Origin of the sequence: Micromonospora sp. NBC_00860 (genome assembly GCF_045207375.1) — a bacterium.
Taxonomy (GTDB): Bacteria; Actinomycetota; Actinomycetes; order Mycobacteriales; family Micromonosporaceae; genus Micromonospora; species Micromonospora vinacea.
This window is the reverse complement of sequence record NZ_CP108825.1, coordinates 5,612,772-5,627,421: the sequence shown is the minus strand read 5'-3', so window position 1 is coordinate 5,627,421 and position 14,650 is coordinate 5,612,772. Positions and strand designations below refer to the sequence as shown.

15 protein-coding genes are annotated in these 14,650 nt (G+C 71.1%); 7 read left to right on the top strand and 8 right to left on the bottom strand.

Features of this window, described 5'->3' with window-relative positions; genetic code table 11:
- The first annotated feature begins 18 nt into the window (after positions 1 to 18).
- A complete protein-coding gene (locus OH804_RS25875) occupies positions 19 to 1,692 on the top strand; it encodes an MDR family MFS transporter (RefSeq protein WP_406060068.1) in 1,674 nt (557 codons plus the stop codon).
- Between the two features lie 62 nt (positions 1,693 to 1,754).
- Here OH804_RS25875 and OH804_RS25870 read toward each other — a convergent pair whose 3' ends face one another.
- Entirely contained in the window at positions 1,755 to 2,387 is a 633-nt protein-coding gene (locus tag OH804_RS25870; RefSeq protein ID WP_406060066.1) for a TetR/AcrR family transcriptional regulator, read from the bottom strand.
- 126 nt (positions 2,388 to 2,513) lie between these two features.
- On the opposite strand from OH804_RS25870, the gene OH804_RS25865 reads away from it, so the two are divergent.
- Positions 2,514 to 3,548, top strand: a complete 1,035-nt coding sequence (locus tag OH804_RS25865) for an aldo/keto reductase (RefSeq protein WP_406060064.1) — start codon at positions 2,514 to 2,516, stop codon at positions 3,546 to 3,548.
- Between the two features lie 36 nt (positions 3,549 to 3,584).
- Here OH804_RS25865 and OH804_RS25860 read toward each other — a convergent pair whose 3' ends face one another.
- Positions 3,585 to 4,076, bottom strand: a complete 492-nt coding sequence (locus OH804_RS25860) for an NUDIX domain-containing protein (protein WP_030334282.1) — start codon at positions 4,074 to 4,076, stop codon at positions 3,585 to 3,587.
- 71 nt (positions 4,077 to 4,147) lie between these two features.
- Between OH804_RS25860 and OH804_RS25855 the strand changes: the two genes are divergently transcribed.
- A complete protein-coding gene (locus tag OH804_RS25855) occupies positions 4,148 to 5,782 on the top strand; it encodes a fatty acid--CoA ligase (protein ID WP_406066669.1) in 1,635 nt (544 codons plus the stop codon).
- A 184-nt stretch (positions 5,783 to 5,966) separates the two neighbouring features.
- Here OH804_RS25855 and OH804_RS25850 read toward each other — a convergent pair whose 3' ends face one another.
- The 6 genes from OH804_RS25850 to OH804_RS25825 form a co-directional block, all read right to left on the bottom strand.
- Positions 5,967 to 6,977, bottom strand: coding sequence for an NADPH:quinone reductase (locus OH804_RS25850; RefSeq protein ID WP_406060062.1), 1,011 nt, complete (start codon positions 6,975 to 6,977; stop codon positions 5,967 to 5,969).
- Positions 6,978 to 7,005: 28 nt separating this feature from the next.
- Positions 7,006 to 7,659 carry an HAD family hydrolase gene (locus OH804_RS25845; protein ID WP_406060060.1) on the bottom strand — a complete coding sequence of 218 codons (654 nt, stop codon included), beginning with the start codon at positions 7,657 to 7,659 and terminating at the stop codon, positions 7,006 to 7,008.
- 32 nt (positions 7,660 to 7,691) lie between these two features.
- Complete coding sequence (locus OH804_RS25840) at positions 7,692 to 8,519, bottom strand: SCO6745 family protein (protein WP_406066667.1); 828 nt, start codon at positions 8,517 to 8,519, stop codon at positions 7,692 to 7,694.
- Positions 8,520 to 8,708: 189 nt separating this feature from the next.
- On the bottom strand, positions 8,709 to 9,380 hold the full coding sequence (locus OH804_RS25835; protein ID WP_196920726.1) for an FKBP-type peptidyl-prolyl cis-trans isomerase: 672 nt from the start codon (positions 9,378 to 9,380) through the stop codon (positions 8,709 to 8,711).
- Between the two features lie 146 nt (positions 9,381 to 9,526).
- Entirely contained in the window at positions 9,527 to 10,165 is a 639-nt protein-coding gene (locus tag OH804_RS25830; RefSeq protein ID WP_406060058.1) for a DUF4241 domain-containing protein, read from the bottom strand.
- Positions 10,166 to 10,238: 73 nt separating this feature from the next.
- Positions 10,239 to 11,270 carry a Ku protein gene (locus OH804_RS25825; RefSeq protein WP_406060056.1) on the bottom strand — a complete coding sequence of 344 codons (1,032 nt, stop codon included), beginning with the start codon at positions 11,268 to 11,270 and terminating at the stop codon, positions 10,239 to 10,241.
- A gap of 85 nt (positions 11,271 to 11,355) precedes the next feature.
- Between OH804_RS25825 and ligD (OH804_RS25820) the strand changes: the two genes are divergently transcribed.
- The 4 genes from ligD (OH804_RS25820) to OH804_RS25805 are packed head-to-tail and all read left to right on the top strand — an operon-like array spanning position 11,356 to position 14,643.
- Entirely contained in the window at positions 11,356 to 12,297 is a 942-nt protein-coding gene (gene ligD, locus OH804_RS25820) for a non-homologous end-joining DNA ligase (RefSeq protein WP_406060054.1), read from the top strand.
- Positions 12,287 to 13,201, top strand: coding sequence for a non-homologous end-joining DNA ligase (ligD, locus tag OH804_RS25815; protein WP_406060052.1), 915 nt, complete (start codon positions 12,287 to 12,289; stop codon positions 13,199 to 13,201). The genes ligD (OH804_RS25820) and ligD (OH804_RS25815) overlap by 11 nt, the downstream gene beginning before the upstream one ends.
- Before the next feature lie 33 nt (positions 13,202 to 13,234).
- On the top strand, positions 13,235 to 13,753 hold the full coding sequence (locus OH804_RS25810) for a SigE family RNA polymerase sigma factor (protein WP_406060050.1): 519 nt from the start codon (positions 13,235 to 13,237) through the stop codon (positions 13,751 to 13,753).
- Positions 13,754 to 13,758: 5 nt separating this feature from the next.
- Positions 13,759 to 14,643 carry a hypothetical protein gene (locus tag OH804_RS25805; RefSeq protein ID WP_406060048.1) on the top strand — a complete coding sequence of 295 codons (885 nt, stop codon included), beginning with the start codon at positions 13,759 to 13,761 and terminating at the stop codon, positions 14,641 to 14,643.
- Positions 14,644 to 14,650 lie beyond the last annotated feature (7 nt).

Genomic DNA, 14,650 nt, shown 5'->3' with positions numbered 1-14,650 from the left:
CTCGGGATAGAAGGGCGTATGACCGAAGCCTCCGACGCACCGGTGCTGAACCGTCAGCAGATCCGGCTGCTCATGTTCGGCCTGATGACCGGCATGCTGCTGGCCGCACTCGACCAGACCATCGTTGGTACGGCTCTGCCGACCATCGTGGGCGAGTTGGGCGGGATCAACCACTACTCCTGGGTGGTCACCGCGTACCTGCTCGCCTCGACCGCGTCGACGCCGCTCTACGGCAAGATGGCCGACCTGTACGGGCGTCGGCCGGTCTTCCTCTTCTCGATCGGCACGTTCCTGCTCGGGTCGTTGCTGGCCGGGCTGTCCCAGAACATGACCCAGCTGATCGTCACCCGGGGTATCCAGGGTCTCGGCGCCGGTGGTCTGCTGACGCTCGCGTTCACCATCATCTCGGACGTGGTGTCGCCCCGGGAGCGTGGTCGTTACCAGGGCCTGTTCGGCGCGGTGTTCGGGATCTCGTCGGTCGCCGGGCCGCTGGTGGGCGGTTACTTCGCGGAGACCGACTGGCGGTGGATCTTCTACATCAACGTGCCGCTGGCGATCCTGGCGATCGTGGTCTGCTACCACGTGATGCGGTTGATCCCGTTCGAGCGTCGGGACCACTCGATCGACTGGCTCGGTGCCGGCCTGCTGGTGGCCGGGGTGAGTTCGTTGCTGCTCGCGCTGAGCTGGGGCGGCAACGAGTACGCCTGGGGCTCCGGCGTGATCATCACGCTCTTCGTGGTGGGTGCGGTGCTGGGGGTGCTCTTCGTCCTCCAGGAGGCCCGGGTGGCCGAGCCGATCCTGCCGCTGCGGCTGTTCCGGAGCGCCACCTTCGCGTTGGCCAACTCGGCTCTGCTCATCATCGGTCTGGTGATGTTCGGTTCGATCATCTTCATCCCGCTGTACCTGCAGATAGTGAAGGGCGCCTCGCCGACCCGAAGCGGTCTGCTGATGTTGCCGATGATGGCCGGCATCATCATCACCTCGATCCTGACCGGCCGCGCGATGACCCGGATCGGCCGCTACAAGTGGTTCCCGGTGGCCGGTTCGGTGACCCTGCTGGTCGGCATGTTCCTCTTCACCCAGTTGGAGGTGGCCACCTCGCTCTGGGTCGCGTTCGGGTTCATGGTGGTGATCGGCGTGGGGCTGGGTCTGTGTATGCAGTCGCTGATCCTGGCGGTGCAGAACGCGGTCTCCGTACGCGACCTGGGGGCCGGCACCTCCTCGGCGACCTTCTTCCGGTCGCTGGGCGGTTCGTTCGGGGTGGCGATCCTCGGCACGGTGCTCTCGTCCCGGCTGACCGGCGGGCTCGCCGACCGGTTGCCCGGCGCGATCGCGCAGCTTCCGCCGCAGGAGCAGGCCGCTGTGGCGGCGAGTGGCGGCGCCAACATCTCGATCAACGATCCGGCCACCATCCTGGCCCTGCCGGGGCCGGTACGCGCGGCCATTCAGGGTGCCTTCGTCGACGCGCTGGACATGGTCTTCCTGACCGCCGGCCTGATCGCGATCGTGGCGGTGGTGGTAACCCTGACGCTGCCCAACACGCAGCTGCGGGGGGCTGGCCCGCAGGGCGCCACCGGTGGTGCCGACCCGCTCGGCGGTGAGGCCCCGGCTCCGGGCGGCAAGCCGTTGACCCGCGAGTCGAAGGAGGAGGCCGCCGCCGACATGGAGGCCAAGTCCCAGACGATGATCTGAGCGTCTCGACGCCGACCGCCCCGGACCGCTCCGGGGCGGTCGGTGTCGGCCGGGGCTGTTGGTCAGGCGGGGCGGCGGTAGGCGCCGTACCACCAGGTCGCGGCCAACTCCCGGGCGGCCGCCGCGTCGGTCTCGGGGTCGGCCGAGGTCGTGCTGACGTGGTCGGCCAGGAAGCGGTCGCCGCCGACAACGATCAGCCGGCTGGCCGTCGTCACGTCCAGGTCGGCGGGGGTACGCCCGGCCTGCTGCTCGATCCGGAGCGCGTCCTCGGTGCGGGCCACGAACTGCTCCAGCCCGGCTGCCCAGTACTCCCGGACCGCCTCGTCGTACGCGGCGACCTCGCTGACCGCGGCCAGCACCGGGGCGTATGTCCGGTATATCCGAATCACGTCGGCGAAGACCTCGGTCAGCCGCGCGAGCGGGTCGCCGGGGCCGGCCGGGTCCCACTCGCCGGTGCGGTCGAACGAACTCTCCCGCATGGTGCCGGCGAGGCGCATGAGCAGCTCGGTCTTGTCCCGGAAGTGGGTGTAGAAGGTCGACCGCGCCACGCCGGCCTCGGCGGCGATCCGCTGCACGCCGAGGTCGGTGAAGCGGACTCCCTCCTTCAGGAGTCGTTCGGTGGCCGCCAGCACCCGCGCCTCGACGGCCGCGCGTCCGTCCGGGTTGCGCGGGCGGCGGCGGGTGATCGAGGGCATAGCCGGAATCCTAGGTGGCCGGGGGGCGGGTGGGCGACGTACGCTCGTTGCCGGACACAGTGTCCGACATAGTGACCACGGAGGCCTTGACCTCGGCCTCCGACCCACCACGAGGAGCCAACACACGTGAAGTACCGACTGCTGGGCAGCACCGGGGTGTACGTCTCGGAGATCTCGCTCGGCGCGATGACCTTCGGCGGCAGCGGCCACCCGCTCTGGGGCACCCTCGGTGGGCTGGCGCTGCCCGAGGTGCAACGGCTGGTGGACACCGCGTTGGACGCAGGCGTCAACTTCGTCGACACCGCCGACGGCTACAGCGACGGCGAGAGCGAGGAGCTGCTCGGCAAGGCGCTCGGCAAGCGGCGTCGCGACGTCGTGCTGGCGACGAAGGTGCACTCCCGCACCGGCCCCGGCCCGAACGACGTCGGCACCTCCCGGCTGCACATCATGCAGAACCTGGAGGACAGCCTGCGCCGGCTGGGCACCGATCACATCGACCTGTACCAGATCCACAACTTCGACCAGATCACTCCGATGGAGGAGATGCTGCGCGCGCTCGACGACGCGGTGCGGCAGGGCAAGGTCCGCTACATCGGCGCCGCGAACTTCGCGGCCTGGCAGATCTCCAAGGCGCTGGGCATCTCCGCCCGGGAGAAGCTGGCCGGGTTCGTCTCGGTGCAGGAGTACTACTCGCTGCTGGGCCGGGACGTGGAGCGCGACGTGGTGCCGATGGCGCTCAACGAGGGTGTCGGGCTGACCGTCTGGAGCCCGCTCGCCGGTGGTTTCCTCTCCGGCAAGGTCAGCCGGGACGGCGCCGTCGCCGACAGTGGCGCGCGCACCGCCCAACCCGGTTACGCCAGCTTCACCCCGTTCGATCCGGAGCACGCCTTCGGGGTGGTCGACGTGCTCAAGGGCGTCGCCGAGCGGCACGAGGTGAGCCCGGCCCGGGTGGCGGTCGCCTGGCTGCTGTCCCGACCGGCCGTGGCCAGCGTGATCGTCGGTGCCCGCAAGCACGAGCAGTTGGTCGACAACATCGCCGCCTCGGATCTCACGCTGACCGAGCAGGACCTCACCGAGCTGGACGAGGCCACCAAGCTGCCGGTCGCGTACCCGAACTGGATCCAGGAAGGGTTCTTCGCCGGACTCCGACTGCCCCAGTGAGGCGCGGCCCCGGGGCCGGTGGCTCCGGGGCCCGCCCTACTTGAGGATGAGCCGGTTCGTCTGCTCGAAGACGTCCAGGTCGGCAAGGGTCTCGATGACCGAGGTGGAGAGTGGGGCGGGAAACCGGTCGCGGGCGAAGAAGCCGGCGTCGGTGGTCTCGTCGGTGACCCGGGCCAGCTGCCCGTCCCACTCCTCCACCTTGAACGCCGTCGTGAACACCTGGTACGTGTGGCCGTACATGTTGGTGCTCGTCCGGTCCGGGCCGGTGTAGAGGGCGAACGCGCAGACCCGCAGCGCGCGTAGCCCGGTCTCCTCACGGACCTCGCGTACCGCGCAGTCGGCGATCGACTCGCCCAGTTCCATCGCGCCGGCCGGCATGGCCCACTGGCCGTTGTCCGAGCGTTTGATCAGCAGAATGCGTCCGGCGTCGTCGTTGACCACGGCGCGGGCGCCGACGAACATCAGCGTCCGGTCCCCGGCGAGCGCGCGCAACTGCCCCACATATGAGTCGGCCCAGGAGATGCTCACCTGCGACAACTTACGGGGGTTCCCAACGTGTGACCGCCGACACTAGCTTGTTACCCATGCGTAGCACGATGATGGACGCCCCTCTGCAGATCTCCCGGATCCTCGACCACGGCGCACTGGTGCACGGCACGGCCGAGGTGGTCACCTGGACGGGCGCCGAGCCCCGCCGGATGACGTACGCCGAGGTGGGCCGGGCCGCCGCCCGGCTGGCACACGGGCTGCGCGACGAGTGTGGGGTGACCGGCGACGAGCGGGTCGCTACCTTCATGTGGAACAACAACGAGCACCTGGTCGCCTACTTCGCGGTGCCGAGCATGGGTGCGGTGCTGCACACGCTCAACATCCGGCTCTTCCCCGACCAGGTCGTCTACATCGCCAACCACGCCGAGGACCGGGTGGTGCTCGTCGACAGCACGCTCATCCCGCTGCTGGCCCGGGTGATCGGTGAGCTGACCACTGTGCGGCACGTCGTGGTGGTCGGCGGGGGCGACCCGGCGCCGCTGGTGGCGGCTGCCGGCGACCGGATCACCGTGCACCACTGGGACGCGTTGCTCGCCGACCGGCCGGACACGTACGACTGGCCGGAGGTGGACGAGCGCGACGCGGCGGCGCTCTGCTACACCTCGGGTACCACAGGCAACCCGAAGGGCGTGGCCTACTCGCACCGGTCGATCTACCTGCACTCGTTGCAGGTCTGCATGCCGGAGGGTTTCGGTCTCGGGCCGACCGACCGCGAGTTGGCCATCGTGCCGATGTTCCACGCCATGTCGTGGGGCCTGCCGTACGCGGCCTTCCTCTCCGGCGCGTCGCTGATCATGCCGGACCGGTTCCTCCAGGCCGCGCCGATCGCCGAGATGATCGCCGCCGAGCGGCCCACACTGGCCGGCGCGGTGCCGACCATCTGGACCGATCTGCTGGCCTACCTGGACACCCACGACGTGGACACCTCCTCGCTCGGCGAGGTGATCGTCGGCGGCTCGGCGTGCCCACCGGCGCTGATGCACGCGTTCGACGAGCGACACGGGATCGACGTCATCCACGCCTGGGGCATGACCGAGATGTCCCCGCTGGGGTCGGTCTCGCGTCCGCCCGCCGGTGCCACCGGTGAGCAGGCGTGGCGCTACCGCTACACGCAGGGACGGGTGCCGGCGGGCGTGCAGGCGCGGATCGTCGGCCCGTCGGGTGACCCGATGCCCGCCGACGGCACGGCGGTGGGCGAGTTGGAGGTCCGGGGGCCGTGGGTGACCGCCCGGTACGTCGGTGACGACGCCCCGGACGAGGAGAAGTTCCGCGACGGCTGGCTGCGTACCGGCGACGTGGGCACCCTCTCGCCGGACGGGTACATCAACCTGACCGACCGCGCCAAGGACGTGATCAAGTCCGGTGGTGAGTGGATCTCGTCGGTGGAGTTGGAGAACGCGCTGATGGCCCATCCGGCGGTGCTGGAGGCCTGCGTGGTGGGTGTCCCGGACGAGCGGTGGGACGAACGTCCGCTGGCCACGGTGGTGGTTCGGGAGGGCGCTTCGGTGACCGCCGAGGAGTTGCGGGACTTCCTGGCCGGGTCGGTGGCGCGCTGGCAGTTGCCGGAGCGCTGGGCCTTCATCGACACGGTGCCGAAGACCAGCGTGGGCAAGTTCGACAAGAAGGTCGTCCGTTCGCGGTACGCCGGGGGTGAGCTGACTGTCCGGGAGCTGACAGCCCCGTAACGTTTTCCCCGGCACTGTCGCCTGTTGGGGCGGGAGTACTCCTGAACCCTCCCCAGGGGCGGCCCCGGCGTTCGCACCGCGCCGGGGCCGCCCGCTCCACACGGGGTGACCCCGCACCGTCATTGTTGCGAAAGTTATTCGCCTCTGTCCTGCTGACGGGGAAATCGGGCGATCAGCGACCCGATCAGGCGTCGCTGGTGGTGATGAGCACCTTGCCCACCGTCGAGTCCTCCACCGCCTGGTGCGCCGCGGCCGCCTCGGCCAGCGGGTAGTAGTGCAGCGGCAGGCCGGCGTCCGCGCCGACCCGGATGCCACCCTGGCTGGCCGCTGCGGCCACGTCCTTCACGCCCTGCGCCTTGGCCCCCTTCGGCTCCGTGTAGACCAGCACGAACTGCCAGCGGGCGTTCGGGGCCATCATCGCCCGGATCGGGATGCTCACCTCGTCCCCACCGTTGTCGGCGTACATGCAGACCGCGCCGCCGTGCCGCAGCACCTGCACGTCGATCGAGGCGTTGCGGGCGGGGGACACCTCCACGATCGTGTGCACCCCGTCGGGGGCGATCTTGTGGACCTCCTCGACCACGTCCTGCTCCCGATAGTTGATCACGAAGGAGGCGCCGGCCGACGCCGCGAGCTGCGCCTTCTCCGCGCTGCTCACAGTGGCGATCACCGTGGCGTCGGCCCACCGGGCGAGCTGGATCGCGGCGTTGCCGACCGCGCCCGCGCCGCCCTGCACCAGCACCGTGTGATCCGCCAACGCGCCGGCCCGCAGCGTCTCCGGCATGAACTCGCCAGCGGTCAGACAGCGGTGCGCGGTGAGGAACGGAATGCCCAGGGCCGCACCCAGCTCGAACGGGGCGGCACCGAGGCGTACCGCCTGCCGGACCGGCACCAGTGTGTATTCCGCCGTCGTGCCCCACGGCCGCTGCCAGGCGGCCTCCCAGACCCACACCCGCTCACCGATCAGGTCGGGGTCGACCCCCTCGCCGACCGCCTCGACCACCCCCGCGCCGTCCTGACCGGGGATCTGCCACCCGTTCGGCGGGGCGTTGCGGCGGGACTTCCAGTCCGTCGGGTTGACCCCGGAGACCGCCATCCGCACCAGGACCTCGCCCGCACCCGGCTCCGGCACCGGCCGGTCGACCAGATTGAGCACCGAAGGGTCGCCGTTGCGCTCGTACACGATGGCCTTCATCCGTGGTCTCTACCCCGCTCGACCCCTGTCAACCCAGCTCGTCCACCAGCTCCGGGGTCAGCTCACCGATCGCGTTCAGCGTCACCGCGGCCAGCCCGGCGGCGTCCGGGTCGAGCGGGTACGAGCCGTGCGGCACCGCCACCACCCACATCCCCGCCGCCGCGGCGGAACGCACCCCGTTGGACGAGTCCTCCACCGCCGCACACCGCGTCGGGTCGACGCCGAGGCGCTGCGCCACGCTCAGGTACACGTCCGGTGCCGGCTTGCCCCGCTCGGTCTGCTCGGTGGAGAGGGTCGCGCCGAACGCGTCGGTCAGGCCGGTCGCCGCCAGCGCCGCCTCGATCAGCCGGGTCGGCGACGAGCTGGCCAACCCGAGCGGCCACCGCGCGGCCAGCCGGCGGACGACCTGGTCGGCGCCGTCGATGAGGGGTACGTGCTCCCGGTAGCGTCGGGTCATCTCCTCGACCACCTCGACGGCGACCTGCTCGGCGGTGCGGTCGACGCCCAGCTCACCGCTGAGGTAGTGGGCCCACTCGCCGGTGCTCATCCCCATCAGTCGGCGCTGTGTGTCCGGCTGCCACGTCCCGCCGTGCTCCGCCACGTACGCCCGGCGGACCTCCTCCCACACCGGCTCGGAATCCACGATCACGCCGTCCAGGTCGAAGACCACCGCATCAGTCACGGGCCCATCCTGCCCGACCAGTGGGCGTCCGGTCAGCCGGGCAGCGCGGGCAGACCGAGCGGGCTGCCCTCGGGCAACAGGGTGTGGCCGGACCGGGCGATCGGCTCCAGCAGCTCCCGGAGCCGGTCCGTGTCGGCGGGGCCGAGCGCCTGCCACGGGTGCGCGGCGGCCCGGTCGGTGGCGTCCTCGACGGCCTGGAAGCCGGCCCTGGCGTGTTCGGTGGCCGCGCCGTCCCCGGTCAGCCAACCCCGCTCGGTGAGCCGCTTCCGGGCGGCGTGCCACTGCTCCTCGGACCAGCCCCGGCCCAGCAGGTACTGCGGCGACGAACCATCCAGCGCGACCCGCCCGGTCAGCGTCTCCACCGGGTCCAGGCCGGCGGCCACCAGCGCCGCCACGTGCCCGTCCCCCCTGTGCTCGCGCAGTGTGGTGGCGGCCTGCCAGAGCCGCGCCAGCGGGTACTCGCCGGCCGGGAGGGCCGCGTTCGCCGCGCCCAGCACCCGGCCGGCGGTCTGCGCCGCCGAGGCAGCCCGCTCCAGCAGGTCGGCGGCCTCCACCAGGTGCGACTCGGGTAGCTCGTAGGTCAGCTCGGCGAGCGCCTGCACGGCACCGGTCAGACGGGCCCGCAGCGCCTCCTGCGGGGTGGCCAACCGCCACACCGCAGGCAGTGCGCGGGCCACCATCGGCGGCGCGAAGTTGAAGAAGGCGGCGATCACCGGGGCCGCCTCGACGGCTCCCAGCGGCGCCGCCCGTCCGGCGAAGTAACCGCGCCAGTAGCCGCGCAGCCCGACGGCCTCGTACGCGGCCCGGGCCCGGGGGTGCAGGTAGGTGACAGCGTGCACCGGCTCGAAGTACGCCCACATCGACCGGGCGGTCCGCCCAGGCTCGTCCAGCGCCGTCACATGCACCTCCGCGTCCCGGTTCCGGATGCTCACCCCGGGCGGCGAACCGCCCGGGGTGACGCCGAACCTACTGCCGCTGGGTGACGGGCCGGAAGCCCCATGTGAACAACTCCATCGCGACCCGGCGACAACCGGGACGACCCGGACAGGTCACTGGGCGGCGAGTACGTCCACCACGAAGCGCAGCGGACCGGTCGGACGTCCACCGGCGGCGGCCTCGTCGTTGCCGTACGCCAGCTCGCCCGGGATGTCGAGCTGCACCCGGCTGCCCACTGTCACGCCGACCAGGCCCTGGTCCCAGCCGGGGATGACCTGGCCGACGCCGATCGGGAAGGTGGCCGGCTGCCCGGCCTTCCAGGAGGAGTCGAACTCCTTGCCGTCCTTGTAGAACACCCCCACGTAGTTGGTGGTGATGTTCTGGCCCTTCTGCACGGCCGGGCCCTTGCCCTTGATCAGCGGGGTGACGGTGAGCTTCTTCAGGTCGCCAGTGCCCGGCGTCACCGTCGGCTTGCTGCCCAGCGCCGGGTCGGCACCCTCGGGCAGTTGCGGTGCGGGCGGCGCGCCGGCCTCGTCGGGGGCCGGGGCGGAGGCGGACGGGGTCGCGTCGGCCTGGGTCTTGGGCTTGTCGTCGCCCCCGCCGATCGTCACGAAGACGCCGATCAGCACCCCGACCACGGCGACGGCCGCGAGGCCGCTGGCCCACGCGTTGCGCTTCCGCCTCGCGTCGGCGGCCTTCTTCTCCGCCAACTGGGCGGCCAGGCGGCGCCCCGACTTGGTTGCCGGGCTCTGGTCCGGGCCCTTCTGCTGCGTCCGCTCGCTCACGTCGTCGACTCCCTGCTGCGAAGTGTGGCCGGCACCCGGTGCCGGGGGGAAAGCCGACGCACACGGTACCCGCACCGCGGCCTACCGTGCCCGCCGCGGACGCCCCGGATCGCCCAGTGCGACAGTTCCGGGGCTTTCCCGGGCGGTTATTCCGGGACGACCATGAAGTCGGTCACGAACGAGGTGACCCGGCCGTCGGCGGCACGGCCGATCCAGGTGCCGTAGCAGCCGTCGCCCCAACCGGTGGTCACTGTGACGACGTTGGCACCGCTGGCCTCGTCCAGGACAGCGGTGATCAACCCCGGGACCGGGGAGGAGGGCAGCTTGTCGGGGATGAAGACCTGCTCGACCCGGTCGTAGTCCCAGCCTTCCAGGACACTGAGCGCTGTCGGGTCGGCGAGGGTGCCGGCGCCAGCGTCCACCCCGTACCCGAAGTAGTCGTCCGCACCGAGCGTGGCGACGTCCTGGTCGCCAGCGACTGCCGGTTCCCAGCGGGTGGTCGGCTCGTCGGAGACCACCAGCTGAAACGCGGCCACCCGCCGGTCCACCTCGGCGTCCTCCCGGAGCACCACGGCCACCCAGGCGCGGGCGGCGTACCGCCCCGGCGGCACCGTGACAGTGAACGGCTCGGCCTCCGGGCAGACCAGCGGGTCACACCCGACCACCTGGCCGGTGGGCAGCACGACGTCGCCGGCCGCGTGGGCCTCGATCAGGTACGCGCCGTGCTGGTCGGTGAAGCGGGCGCCGGGCGTCAGCAACCGGTCCAGATCAGGGGTGTACGGCATGGGGGCTCCTCCGGTCGCCAGCGGCCGGCGGAGCGTACCCGGCGAGGCGGACACCGCCGCCGCTGCCGTACGGTCAGGCGCTCTTGCGGGGTGCGGTCTTGCGCGCGGCGGTCTTCTTCGCCGGCTCCGCCTTCTTCGCGGGGGTCTTCTTGGCGGCGGTCTTCTTCGCCGGCTCGGCCGCCTTCTTCTCGGCCGTCTTCTTCGCCGCCGTCTTCTTCGCGGGTGCCTTGGCCGCCTTCTTCTCGGCTGCCTTCTGCGCCGACCGGGCCGACGAGATGGGCGTCGGTTCGCCACCACCGCCGCCACCGCCACGGGTGGGCTGCTCGCCGCGTGCCGCCTTGGCCCGCTCCACCGAGGCCTTCAACGCGGCCATCAGGTCCACAGCAGCCGCCGGGGCCTCCTCGACCTCCTCCGGCTGGACGACCTCCCGACCCTCCACCTTGGCGTCGATGACCTCCTGCAACGCGGCCCGGTAGTCGTCGGTGAAGACGTCCGGCTCGAACTCGCCGGTCATCGAGTCGATCAGTGAGCTGGCCATGGCCAGCTCCGGTGGGCGCACCTTGAGGTCCTCGTCGAGGAAACCGAAGTCGGGGGTACGGATCTCGTCCGGCCAGAGCATGGTGTTGAGCAGCAGCACACCCTCGCGGACCCGCAGCGTGGCCAGCTGCTCCCGCTGGCGCAGCGCCACCTTGACGATGGCCACCCGCTCCGAGTCGATCAGCGCGTCGCGCAGCAGCACGTACGGCTTGGTCGCCGCGCCTTCCGGCTCGAGGAAGTAGGCCTTGTTGTAGAGGATCGGGTCGACCTGTTCGGCCGGCACGAACTCCAGCACGTCGATGGCGCGCGAGCTGGTCAGCGGCAGGTCGGCGAAGTCCTCGTCGGTGAGGATCACCATCTCGCCGCCGCCGATGTCGTAGCCCTTGGCGATGTCGTCGTAGGTGACCTCTTTGCCGCAGACCGAGCAGGTGCGCTTGTAGCGGATCCGACCGCCGTCCTCGCGGTGCACCTGGTGGAACCGAATGTCCTTCTCCTCGGTGGCCGAGTAGAGCTTCACCCCGATCGAGACGAGCCCGAACGACACGGCTCCCTTCCAGATGGCACGCATCCTGCGCTCCCTTCCCCGGTATCGACCATGCTCGCATCCGAATGAACCGGACGCGAGGTGTTCGCCCTGCTACTACAGTCGGGTCGTGCCCGGCGCGCCGCTCAAGCCGATGCTCGCGATGACCGGGCCGCTCCCGGCGGGTGACGGCTGGGCCTACGAGTTCAAGTGGGACGGCGTCCGCGCTCTGGCTGACATCTCAGGTGGCGGTCAGCATCTGTATGCCCGCTCCGGCGTGGAGATCACCGCCGCGTACCCGGAGTTGGCCACCCTTCCCGAGCAGGTCGACGATGCGCTGCTCGACGGTGAGGTGGTGCTCCTCGGCCAGGGCGGGCAGCCGTCGTTCACCGCGCTGGCCGAGCGGATGCACGTCCGGGACCGGGCGAAGGCGGCCCGGTTGGCAGCTGTCATGCCGGTGACGTACATGATCTTCGACCTGCTCCGGCTCAACGGTGACGACCTGACCGGGTGGCCGTACGAGCGCCGCCGGGAGGCCCTCGACGCGCTCGCGCTCGGTGGCCCCCGGTGGGCGGTGCCGCCGATGTTCGCCGACGGGCCGGCCACCTACGAGGCGGCCGGGGAGCACGGCCTGGAGGGTGTGATGGCCAAGCGGGTCGGGGCCGTCTACCGCCCGGGGGTGCGCTCGCCGGACTGGGTGAAGGTCAAGCTGGAGGTGACCGGCGACTTCGTCATCGGCGGTTGGCGGCCGGGTGCGCGCCGGATCGGCGGGCTGCTGGTCGGGGTGCCCGGCCCGGACGGCCGGCTGATCTACCGGGGTCGGGTCGGCGGTGGCATCGGCGCGGCCATCGAGCGGCAGCTTCTCGCCGAGCTGGAGCCGCTGCGCTCCGGCGTGTCACCGTTCGCGCCGGGGATGCCGCGCGAGGATGCGCGGGGCGCCATCTGGGTAACACCCCAGGTGGTGGTGGAGGTGAAGTACGGCCAGCGCACCCCCGACGGCCGGCTGCGCTTCCCCCGGGTGCTGCGGTTGCGCCCGGACAAGCCTCCGGAGGAGGTCGACGATGCCAGCTGAGCGGCTACGGGTGGACGTCGAGGGTCGCGCGCTTGAGCTGTCCAACCTGGACAAGGTGCTCTACCCGGCGGCCGGGTTCACCAAGGGTGAGGTGATCGACTACTACACCCGGATCTCCCCGGTGCTGCTGCCGCACCTGCGGGACCGGCCGCTCACCCGGATCCGGTTCCCCAACGGGGTGGACGACAAGTCGTTCTTCGAAAAGAACAAGCCGGCCGCGACCCCGGACTGGGTGCGGGTGGAGAACCTGCCCGCGCCCGGGTCGACGAAGGGCCGGGAAACCATCGACTACGTGGTCGCCGACGACCTGCCCACCCTGGTCTGGCTGGCCAACCTGGCCGCGTTGGAGCTGCACACACCGCAGTGGAAGGTGGGCGAGCACCCGGACATGATGGTCGTCGACCTGGACCCGGGACCGCCGGCCGGGCTCGCCGAGTGTTGCCCGGTGGCGGTGCTGATGCGCGACCGCCTCGCCGACGACGGCATCGAGTCGTACCCGAAGACCTCCGGCAAGAAGGGCATGCAGCTCTGCTGCCCGATCGCCGGCACCCAGCCGTCCGACCTGGTCTCCGACTACGCCCGGCGGATCGCCCAGGAGTTGGAGAAGGCCCACCCGAAGCTGATCGTGTCGAAGATGGCGAAGAACCTCCGACCGGGCAAGGTCTTCATCGACTGGAGCCAGAACAACGCGGCGAAGACCACAGTGGCGCCGTACTCGCTGCGGGCCCAGTCGGTGCCGTCGGTGTCGACGCCGCTGACCTGGGACGAGGTCGAGGCCGGCGCGCGCGGCCGGAAACCGGCCGTCCGCCAGTTCACCGCCGCCGACGTTCTGGCCCGGGTCGAGGAGTACGACGACCTGCTCGGCCCCCTGCTCGACGGCGGCCCGGAACTGCCCACGGCCTGACAACCTTCGGTGACCCCGCGGCGTGTAAGGCGCGTGACCGACCAACAGAAACCACTGTCCGCGGCGGACCGGTCCTACGTCGCGTTCGTCGAGGTGGCGTGGCAGCGACATATCCGGCTGGCCATGCTGCTCAGCGGCGACCGGTGGCGGGCCGAGGAACTGCTCCAGGACAGCCTGGTCAAGGTCTACGAGCGGTGGCGGCGGCTGTCCCGGCTCGGCGACCCGCACGCCTACCTGCGCAGGGCCCTGGTCAACAACCACACCTCGGCGTGGCGGCGACGTCGCCGGGAGAGCCTCTTCGCAGACGTCCCCGACCGGGCCGCCGCGGCCGACGGCGTCGGCCCGGACGCCATCGTGCTGCGCCGGGCGCTGATGTCACTGCCGGCCAAACAGCGAGCGGTGGTGGTGCTCCGCCACTACGAGGACTTGAGCGAGCGCGAGGTCGCCCAGGTGCTGGGTTGCTCGCTCGGCACCGTCAAGAGCCAGAACGCCCGCGCGCTGGGCAGACTGCGCCACCTCCTTGAGGAATCCTTCGACTCGGTAAGCAGGTGATAGTCATGAACAACATCGATGACCGTCTCGCCCATCGGCTGCACGACATCGTCGACGGTGAGACGGACTCCGTACCCCCGGTGGGTGCGCTGATCGAGCGCGGCCGACGGGCTCGGCGACGCCGGACCACCGCGCTGGTCGGCAGCACGTGCGCGCTGTTGGCGCTGGGCGTCGGCACCGCACTGACCGTCCCGACGATGTCCCCGGCGGGCCGCTCCGGCGTCACCACCCAGGCCGCGCCGCCGGAGCTGGCCTCGCCGGCGATGCGGCTGGTCTCGGCCGCCGCCGCCAGTGAGAACATCAGCTACCGGATGCGGCTGACCAACTCGGGCCCGGGCGGGCTGACCTACGAGGGCGCGTTCGACCCGAGGACGGCGACCGGCTACGTCCGGGCCCCTCAGGACGACTCGGTCATGACCGAACTGCTGATCAACGGCACCCGGTACCAGGGCGGCGAACGCCCGCTGGGCCCGCTGCCGGACGACAAGGGCCCGGGCGAGACGTACGGCCGGTACGGGCAGTACCCGGGCACGTACGACCGGCTCTCCCTGCACGGCGACGGGAACGACGTGCTGGGTTCCGCCGAGCCCGACCCGGCCGCCCTGTTCGCGGCGTTGAAGCGGCAGAACGCGACAGTCACCGAGAACCCGGACGGCTCGCTGCACTTCAGCTATGCCGAGAACAGCAGGGACGGGTCGAGCAACACGACCGGTGACGTCACGCTGGACCGCGACGGTCGGATCGCGACTGTGGCGCTCACCTTCACCTGGCAGTCGACGGCGAAGGGCCGCCTCGACACGGGGACGTCCCACTCGACCCTGGAACTGTTCGACTACGGCACCGCCGTGACTGTCGAACGCCCGACCGACGTCGTGATGGTCAAGGAGTAGCAACCGC

Excerpts from the sequence above, each read along its gene's own strand:
- OH804_RS25875 (WP_406060068.1), top strand. The coding sequence starts at position 19 with ATGACCGAAGCCTCCGACGCACCGGTGCTGAACCGTCAGCAGATCCGG.
- OH804_RS25870 (WP_406060066.1), bottom strand. The coding sequence starts at position 2,387 with ATGCCCTCGATCACCCGCCGCCGCCCGCGCAACCCGGACGGACGCGCG.
- OH804_RS25855 (WP_406066669.1), top strand. The coding sequence starts at position 4,148 with ATGGACGCCCCTCTGCAGATCTCCCGGATCCTCGACCACGGCGCACTG.
- OH804_RS25850 (WP_406060062.1), bottom strand. The coding sequence starts at position 6,977 with ATGAAGGCCATCGTGTACGAGCGCAACGGCGACCCTTCGGTGCTCAAT.
- OH804_RS25840 (WP_406066667.1), bottom strand. The coding sequence starts at position 8,519 with ATGTGGGCGTACTTCGAGCCGGTGCACGCTGTCACCTACCTGCACCCC.
- OH804_RS25830 (WP_406060058.1), bottom strand. The coding sequence starts at position 10,165 with ATGCCGTACACCCCTGATCTGGACCGGTTGCTGACGCCCGGCGCCCGC.
- OH804_RS25825 (WP_406060056.1), bottom strand. The coding sequence starts at position 11,270 with ATGCGTGCCATCTGGAAGGGAGCCGTGTCGTTCGGGCTCGTCTCGATC.
- ligD (WP_406060052.1), top strand. The coding sequence starts at position 12,287 with ATGCCAGCTGAGCGGCTACGGGTGGACGTCGAGGGTCGCGCGCTTGAG.
- OH804_RS25805 (WP_406060048.1), top strand. The coding sequence starts at position 13,759 with ATGAACAACATCGATGACCGTCTCGCCCATCGGCTGCACGACATCGTC.